The sequence below is a fragment of the Teichococcus aestuarii genome, assembly GCF_042651065.1.
Lineage (GTDB): Bacteria > Pseudomonadota > Alphaproteobacteria > Acetobacterales > Acetobacteraceae > Pseudoroseomonas > Pseudoroseomonas aestuarii.
Genome location: NZ_JBHSCH010000055.1, coordinates 23,312 through 30,528, shown reverse-complemented (window position 1 = coordinate 30,528; position 7,217 = coordinate 23,312). Strand labels below are relative to the sequence as shown.

The window sequence follows — 7,217 nt, the reverse complement described above, 5'->3', positions numbered from 1 at the left end:
TTGGGCAGCGCCGCCACCGCCGGGTCCAGCAGCCCCGCCTCGGCCAGCGCGCCGCCCAGCGAGGCGAGGAACACCGGCGCCGCCGCCACCACCGCCACGGCGCGGCGGATCAGGCCGATGGCGCGGGGCAGGTCGCCGCGCTGCCGGTGCAGCGTGCCGAGCAGGTTCAGCGCGTTGGCATCCCGCGGGCTGCGGGCCAGGAGGCGGGTGTAGAGCGCCTCCGCCTCCTCCAGCGCGCCGGCGGCGTGGCGCGCGGCGGCCTGGCGCAGCAGGGCCGCGTCGCCGCTCACCGCGCCCGCCGCCGGCTCAGAACAGCCCCTCGATCCGCCCCTCGGCATCGAGGCCGATGCCTTCCGCGGCGGGGCGGCGCGGCAGGCCGGGCATGGTCATGATCTCGCCGCAGATCGCCACGACGAAGCCGGCGCCGGCCGAGAGCCGCACCTCGCGCAGCGGCAGCACATGCCCCTCCGGCGCGCCCATCAGCGCCGGGTCGGCGCTGAAGGAATACTGCGTCTTGGCGATGCAGACGGGCACATGGCCGAAGCCCTGCTCCTCGAAGCGCCGCAGCCTCGCGGCGACGGGCGGCGGCACGCTGACGCTGGCGGCGTGGTAGATCTCGCGCGCCACTGTCTCGATCTTGCCCTGCAGCGACATGTGGTCGTTGTAGAGCGGCTCGAAGCTGGCGGTGCCGCCGGCGATGAGCGCCTGCACGGCGCGGGCGAGGTCGGCCGCGCCGGCGGCGCCGTCGGCCCAATGGGTGCAGAGGATGGCCTCGACGCCGAGCGGCCGCACCGCCGCCTGCACCGCCGCGATCTCGGCGTCGGTGTCGCTGGTGAAGCGGTTCAGCGCCACCACCACGGGCAGGCCGAATTTCTGCATGTTCTGCACATGCCGCCGCAGATTGGCCGCGCCGCGCGTGACCGCCGCCACGTCCTCCGCGCCGAGGGCCGACTTCGCCACGCCGCCATGCATCTTCAGCGCCCGCGCCGTGGCCACCACCACGCAGGCGGAGGGCGCGAGGCCGGCGCTGCGGCACTTGATGTCGAGGAACTTCTCGGCGCCCAGATCGGCGCCGAAGCCCGCCTCGGTGACGACCACATCGGCCAGCCGCAGCGCCAGCCGCGTGGCGATGACGCTGTTGCAGCCATGCGCGATGTTGGCGAAGGGCCCGCCATGCACCAGCGCCGGGCTGCCCTCCAGCGTCTGCACCAGGTTGGGCGCCAGCGCGTCGCGCAGCAGCGCGGCCATGGCGCCATCGGCCTTCAGGTCGTGCGCGGTGACGTTCCGCCCGTCCCGCGTCTGGCCGACGATGATGCGGCCCAGCCGCTGCTGCAGCTCCGCCAGGTCCTTCGAGAGGCAGAACACCGCCATCACCTCGGAGGCGACGGTGATGTCGAACCCGTCCTCCCGGGGAAAGCCGTTCGGCACGCCGCCGAGCGCCGCGTTGATCGAGCGCAGCGCGCGGTCGTTCATGTCGAGCGCGCGGCGCCAGGAGATGCGGCGCGCATCGAGCCCCAGCTCGTTGCCCCAATAGAGGTGGTTGTCCACCATCGCCGCCAGCAGGTTGTTGGCGGAGGTGATGGCGTGGAAGTCGCCGGTGAAGTGGAGGTTGATCTCCTCCATCGGCGCCACCTGCGCGCGGCCGCCGCCCGTGGCGCCGCCCTTCACCCCGAAGCACGGCCCGAGCGAGGGCTCGCGCAGCGCGATCATGGCCTTCGTGCCGAGGCTGTTCAGCGCGTCGCCGAGGCCGATGGTGGTGGTGGTCTTGCCCTCGCCGGCGGCGGTGGGGCTGATGCCGGTGACCAGCACCAGCGCGCCGCGCGGCGCCGACATGCGCTCCTGCTCGGCGACGAAATCCAGCCCGACCTTCGCCTTGTGCCGGCCATAGGGCTCCAGCGCCGTCTCGGGGATGCCGGCACGCGCGGCGATCTCCTGGATGGGAAGGAGCCGCGCGGCCCGCGCGATGTCGAGGTCGGTCGCCATGGAATCGTCCTGCCGGCTGCGGATGCCACGGCTTATCCGCAGCCTTCCGCGGCGGCAAGACGTGGTGCCGCAGGCCAGGATGCGGCGCGCGACGCCATGACCGGGGGTGGCGGCCGCCGAGGCTGCGCCCGGCCGGGTGAAAGAGGCCCATGCCCCCTGGCCAGGAGGCACGCCATCATGTCATCGTACGGGAATAAGCAAGACAGTGCCGGAGAACGTCCATGAACCGCCGTACCTTCGCCGCCCTGATGGGCGGCCTGCCGCTGCTGGCCAGCACCGCCGCCCTCGCCCAAAGCTCCGGCCAGCCGGCCTGGCCGAACCGGCCCGTCACCATGCTGGTGCCCTTCGTCGCCGGCGGTCCGTCCGACATCGTGGCGCGCGCCATCGCCAACCGGATGAGCCAGACCATCGGCCAGCCCGTGGTGGTGGAGAACCGGGCCGGCGCCAATGGCGAGGTGGCCGGCCGCCTGCTGGCCCGCGCCGAGCCGGACGGCCACACGCTGATGGTGGGCTCGATCGGCGTCTATGCCATCAACGCCGCGCTGCGCCCGGAGCTGGGCTATGACCCGGTGAAGGACTTCACCCCCATCACGCTGGCCGTCACCACGCCGAACGTGCTGGTGGTGAACCCCGAGAAGGTGCCGGCGAAGACCGTGGCCGAGCTGGTGGCCTGGCTGAAGGCCAACCCGCGCAAGGCGAGCTACTCCACCAGCGGCGTCGGCTCCTCCGACCAGATGACGACCGAGCTGTTCAAGCAGCGCACCGGCACCGACGTGGCGCATGTGCCCTATCGCGGCGGCGCCGCGGCGGCGACCGACCTGATCGCCGGCAACGTGCAGATGTCCTTCCAGAATCTCGGCACGGTGGCTGGCCACATCCAGTCCGGCCGGCTGCGCGCGCTGATGGTGACCGGCGCCAAGCGCCACCCCGTCCTGCCCGACGTGCCCACCGCCGCCGAGACGGGGATGGCCGATTTCGTCGTCACCTCCTGGCAGGCGGTGATGGCGCCGGGCAACATGCCCGAGGCGCTGCGCGGCCGCATCGCCACCGCGGTGATGGAGGCGCTGAACCACCCCGAGGTGAAGCCACGCCTGGAGCAGATCGGGCTCGACGTGGTGGCCAACAAGCCGGAGGAATACGGCCGCTTCCAGCGCGAGGAGATCGGCCGCTGGCGGCAGGTGATCCAGACCGCCGGCATCACCGCCGACTGACCCGGATCGCCGAATGATCCAGATCAAGGAATCGTGCGGCACATCGGCCTACTCCCGTTTCCGGCGGCGCCCGCGCCGCCTGGAACGAGAGGTTGGTCGTGAACAAGATGACGTGCGGCGCGCTGCTGGGCGCCGCCATGAGCGCCGCCCTGATGGGGGCGCCGGCCCAGGCTCAGGGGCTGATGCAGGAACTGCCCGGCTTCCGGGGCAAGCAGGCGGGGGATCTGGTGGTGGGCTTCGGCGCCATCGGCGTGCTGCCGCAGAATGGCGGGCGCGTCGATGCCATCGGCGGCAAGCCGGAAGCCTCCGACACGCTCACCCCGCAGCTCGACCTGACCTACTTCCTCACCTCGAACCTGTCGCTGAACCTGATCGCCGCCACCAGCCGGCATGATGTGACGGTGAAGGGCTCGGCGCTGGGCGATGTCGATCTCGGCCGGGTCTGGGCGCTGCCGCCCACCCTCACCCTACAATTCCATCCCCTGCCCGCCGCGCGCCTCAGCCCCTATGTCGGCGCCGGCGTGAACTACACGGTGTTCTATGGCGAGGGCGGCAGCCGCACCGCGCCGGTGAGCAAGGTGGATATCGAGAACAGCTGGGGCTGGGCGCTGAATGCCGGCGTGGACTACGCCCTGACCCCGGAATGGGGCCTCAACCTGGACGTGAAGAAGCTGTTCCTGCGGCCGGATGTCTCGGTCAATGGCGGCGCCATCGGCGCGCGGGCCGATCTCGACCCGTGGATCGTCGGCGCCGCGCTGCGCTACCGCTTCTGAGGCGGTGCCCCCGGCGCGCCTGCCGCCGCCGGGGGCCGCCTCCGCTCCCGCAACCTCATCCCGCGTCGGTCCGCAGCACCACCTGGCGGATCTGCCAGCCGCCCTGGCGCCAGGCGAGGTCGAGCGCCAGGCCGCCGCCGCCCTCGCGCGGCAGCAGCTCAAGCCGTGCCGCGTTCCATCCCAGCGGCCAGGCCAGCCGCACCGTCTCCGCCTGCCCCGCCACCGGATCCCGGACGGGCGGGGCGGCGAGGCGGCGCGATTCCAGCAGCCGCGCCACCGCCGCCGGGTCCCGCGCGCCCGAGGCCAGCTCGGCCGCCAGCCCGTCCAGATAGGGGCGGGAGGCACCGCCCGCCCCGGCCGCCACCGGGCCAAGCCGCAGCACGGCGCCCTCGGCCGGCAGGGCGGCCAGCAGGCCGGCCGCATCGTGGCGGAGCATCAGCCCGGCCAGTTGCAGCCCCGGCATCGCCAGCGTCAGCAGCGCCCCCGCCCCGCCAGCCAGCAGGCCGGCGCGCAGCGCGCCCCGGCGGCGCCGCCGCGCCGGCCCCGGAAGCGGCACGGCGCAGGTCTCCGGCCCGGCGGCCGGAAGAGCGCCCTGGCGGCGCGCCTCATAGGCATCCCAGGCCTCGTCCCAAGGGTCCGCACTCGGCATGCAACACTCTCCCGCCCCCGGCCTGACACGCCGCGCCCAGAATTCCGGTCCCGCCCGGATGGCGTGCCAGCCGTCATCCGTCTCGTTTTTGAGACTAACGCGGCGCAGCTTGCACAATCGTTAAGAAAAGGAAGATGGGCCGGGGATGGGAGGAGGGGCCGTGCGCGCCCCCTCCTTCAGGCGTAGCGCGCCAGGCCCCGCTCCAGCGCGCCCAGGGCGCTGGCCAGGGCCTCGTTCATGGCCTCGGCTGCCAGCTCGGGCGGCAGCGGCCGCTGCGGCGGCAGCGGCGCCGTGCCGCGGATGGCGAGCTGGGTGAGAAGCTGCGCATCGCCGCCCGTCTCGCGCAGCAGCACCACGGAGAGCCCGGCCACCGCCTCGCCCTTCGCCAGATCGGCATGCAGCGCCGTCAGCTCGCTCTCCAGCACCAGATCGGGGCTGACGCGGCTGCCGGTGGCCACCACGCCGTTGAACAGGCCGGAGGCGGAGAGCCAGCGGCGCATCGCCTCCTCGGCCAGCTCCACCGGCGGCGCGCTCCATTCGGCGTAGAAATCGACCGAGATGGTGCCGTCCTCCCGCAGCGTGCGCAGGCCGCGCGTGTCCTGGCCGGGGGCCGCGCGCATCAGCCGCACCTGCAGCACGCGCCCCCGCCCCCGCCGGGCCGGCGGCCCGTCGCGCCGCGGGTCGAGCGGGAAGCGCTTCGTCTCCACATAGGGCCGTTCGGGGATGACGCTGCAGGCGCCCAGGGGCAGCGAAGCCAGCGCAGGCAGGGCCAGGAGCAGCAGGCGTCGGTTCATGCGGGGGGCTCTCATCAGCGGTTGGCGGGCGGCGGCGGCGGCGCGCCGAAGATGGCCTGGCCGGGGGCGCGGCGCAGCGTCTCGGTGGTGTCGCGCAAATTGCTCACCACGGCGCGCAGGTCGCGCAGGATCGGCGCGAGGTCGGCATTGGTGTCCTGCGTGGTGTTGCGCGCCGCCCGCGCCGTCTGCTCCAGCGCGCCGATGACGGCGGGCAGCCGGGTCAGGGCGCGGCGCATCTCCTCGGTGGCGGCGCCGGTGTTGGCCAGCGCCTCGCGGATCTCGGGGCCGGCGAAGGTGGTGCGCAGGTCGGCCGCCACGCCGCGCAGCTCGGCCACCATGGCGGGCACGTCGGAGCTCTGCACCACCTGGCGCAGCAGCGCCATGGTCTGCGCCGCCTCGGCCAGAAGGTGAGCGAAGTCGCCTTCGTCCACCTGGGTGCGCAGGGTGCGGACAATGCCGCTGACATCGTCCAGCAGCTGCTCCAGCGGCGCCTGCTGGATGCGGGACAGGATGGCCTCCGCCGCGTTCTGCACCTGCGCCACGGTGGAGGGCATGGAGGGCACCACCGGGTAGTCCGGCTCCCAGGGCACCTCGCGCGGCGGGAATCGCTCGGGGCTGACGAAGTCCAGCTCGATATAGGCGACGCCGGTGATGCCCTGGCTGGAGAGCCGGGCGCGCAGCCCGCGCTCCACCGCCCGCATCGCCTGGTCCTCGGTGCGCACCGTGGCCTTGGCGGGGTCGAGCGAGAGGCGCACCAGCACGAGCTGGAAGGCCTCCAGCGCCGCGTCGCGGCTGCCCGGCGGATAGGCGGCGTTGACCAGCCCCACCTGGCTCACCTGGCCGATCTGCACGCCGCGGTAGCGCACCGGCGCGCCGACCTCGAGGCCGGTGACGCTCTCCTGCAGGTAGGTCTCGAAGACGATGCTCTGCCGGCCGAAGCCGCCGCCCGTCAGGAACAGCAGGAAGCCGAGGCCGAGCGCCAGCCCGACCAGGATCAGGGCGCCGACGCGGACATAGAGGCTGCTGGAACTCGCCATGGCTCAGGCCGCCTCCCGGCGGAAGAAGGCGCGCACGGTGGGGTGCGTCGCGTGGTCGCGCAGCTCGCGCGGGTCGCCCTCGGCGATCATGCCCTTGGCCTGCTTGTCCAGCATGATGCAGCGGTCGCCGATGGCCAGGATGCTCTGCAATTCGTGGGTCACGACGATGAAGGTGGTCCCGAGGTCGCGCGCGAGGTCCCGGATCAGCTGATCGAGGCCGGCGGAGGTGATGGGGTCGAGCCCGGCGGAGGGTTCGTCGAGGAACAGCAGCGGCGGGTCGAGCGCCATGGCGCGGGCGATGCCGGCGCGCTTGGCCATGCCGCCCGAGATCTCGGCCGGCAGCCGGTTGGCGGCGTCCGACAGGCCGACCAGGCCGAGCTTGACGCGCGCCACCTCCTCGCGCGCCGCGCGCGGCAGGCGGGTGTGCTCCTCCAGCGGCAGCATCACGTTCTCCAGCAGGGTCATGCTGCCGAACAACGCGCCGGACTGCCACATGACGCCGAGGCGCGAGAGCAATTCGCGCCGCTCCCGCCCGCGCGCGGCATCGAGGTTCTCGCCCAGGATGCGGATCTCGCCCTCGCTCGGCCGGTAGAGGCCGATCAGCAGCTTCAGCAGGGTGGACTTGCCGCAGCCCGAGCCGCCGAGGATGACGAAGACCTCGCCCTTGCGCACGTCGAAGGTGACGTCGCGGAACAGCACGTTGGACCCGAAGGCCATGGTCAGGCCGCGCACGCCGACGACGGCGGGGGCCTCCTTCTGCTCGGCCATGC

Annotated in this window: 8 protein-coding genes; 2 read left to right on the top strand and 6 right to left on the bottom strand. The window is 73.3% G+C overall.

Features of this window, described 5'->3' with window-relative positions:
- Positions 1 to 290: tetratricopeptide repeat protein (locus ACFOY6_RS18245; RefSeq protein WP_379651862.1), on the bottom strand; the 290-nt coding region annotated here is incomplete at its 3' end.
- Positions 291 to 306: 16 nt separating this feature from the next.
- The gene (locus tag ACFOY6_RS18240; protein WP_379633164.1) at positions 307 to 1,983 is read right to left on the bottom strand and encodes a formate--tetrahydrofolate ligase; all 1,677 of its coding nucleotides are present in this window, start codon (positions 1,981 to 1,983) and stop codon (positions 307 to 309) included.
- A 221-nt stretch (positions 1,984 to 2,204) separates the two neighbouring features.
- Between ACFOY6_RS18240 and ACFOY6_RS18235 the strand changes: the two genes are divergently transcribed.
- The gene (locus ACFOY6_RS18235) at positions 2,205 to 3,194 is read left to right on the top strand and encodes a Bug family tripartite tricarboxylate transporter substrate binding protein (protein ID WP_109516251.1); all 990 of its coding nucleotides are present in this window, start codon (positions 2,205 to 2,207) and stop codon (positions 3,192 to 3,194) included.
- Positions 3,195 to 3,301: 107 nt separating this feature from the next.
- The gene (locus ACFOY6_RS18230) at positions 3,302 to 3,967 is read left to right on the top strand and encodes an OmpW/AlkL family protein (protein ID WP_109516410.1); all 666 of its coding nucleotides are present in this window, start codon (positions 3,302 to 3,304) and stop codon (positions 3,965 to 3,967) included.
- A 55-nt stretch (positions 3,968 to 4,022) separates the two neighbouring features.
- On the opposite strand, the gene ACFOY6_RS18225 is transcribed toward ACFOY6_RS18230, so the two are convergent.
- The 4 genes from ACFOY6_RS18225 to ACFOY6_RS18210 form a co-directional block, all read right to left on the bottom strand.
- Positions 4,023 to 4,616 (bottom strand): hypothetical protein, encoded by a 594-nt coding sequence (locus ACFOY6_RS18225; RefSeq protein ID WP_379651861.1) that lies wholly within the window; start codon positions 4,614 to 4,616, stop codon positions 4,023 to 4,025.
- A 176-nt stretch (positions 4,617 to 4,792) separates the two neighbouring features.
- Positions 4,793 to 5,410 (bottom strand): ABC-type transport auxiliary lipoprotein family protein, encoded by a 618-nt coding sequence (locus tag ACFOY6_RS18220; protein WP_181378034.1) that lies wholly within the window; start codon positions 5,408 to 5,410, stop codon positions 4,793 to 4,795.
- 14 nt (positions 5,411 to 5,424) lie between these two features.
- Positions 5,425 to 6,447 (bottom strand): MlaD family protein, encoded by a 1,023-nt coding sequence (locus ACFOY6_RS18215; RefSeq protein ID WP_109516254.1) that lies wholly within the window; start codon positions 6,445 to 6,447, stop codon positions 5,425 to 5,427.
- A gap of 3 nt (positions 6,448 to 6,450) precedes the next feature.
- Complete coding sequence (locus ACFOY6_RS18210) at positions 6,451 to 7,215, bottom strand: ABC transporter ATP-binding protein (protein ID WP_109516411.1); 765 nt, start codon at positions 7,213 to 7,215, stop codon at positions 6,451 to 6,453.
- Positions 7,216 to 7,217 lie beyond the last annotated feature (2 nt).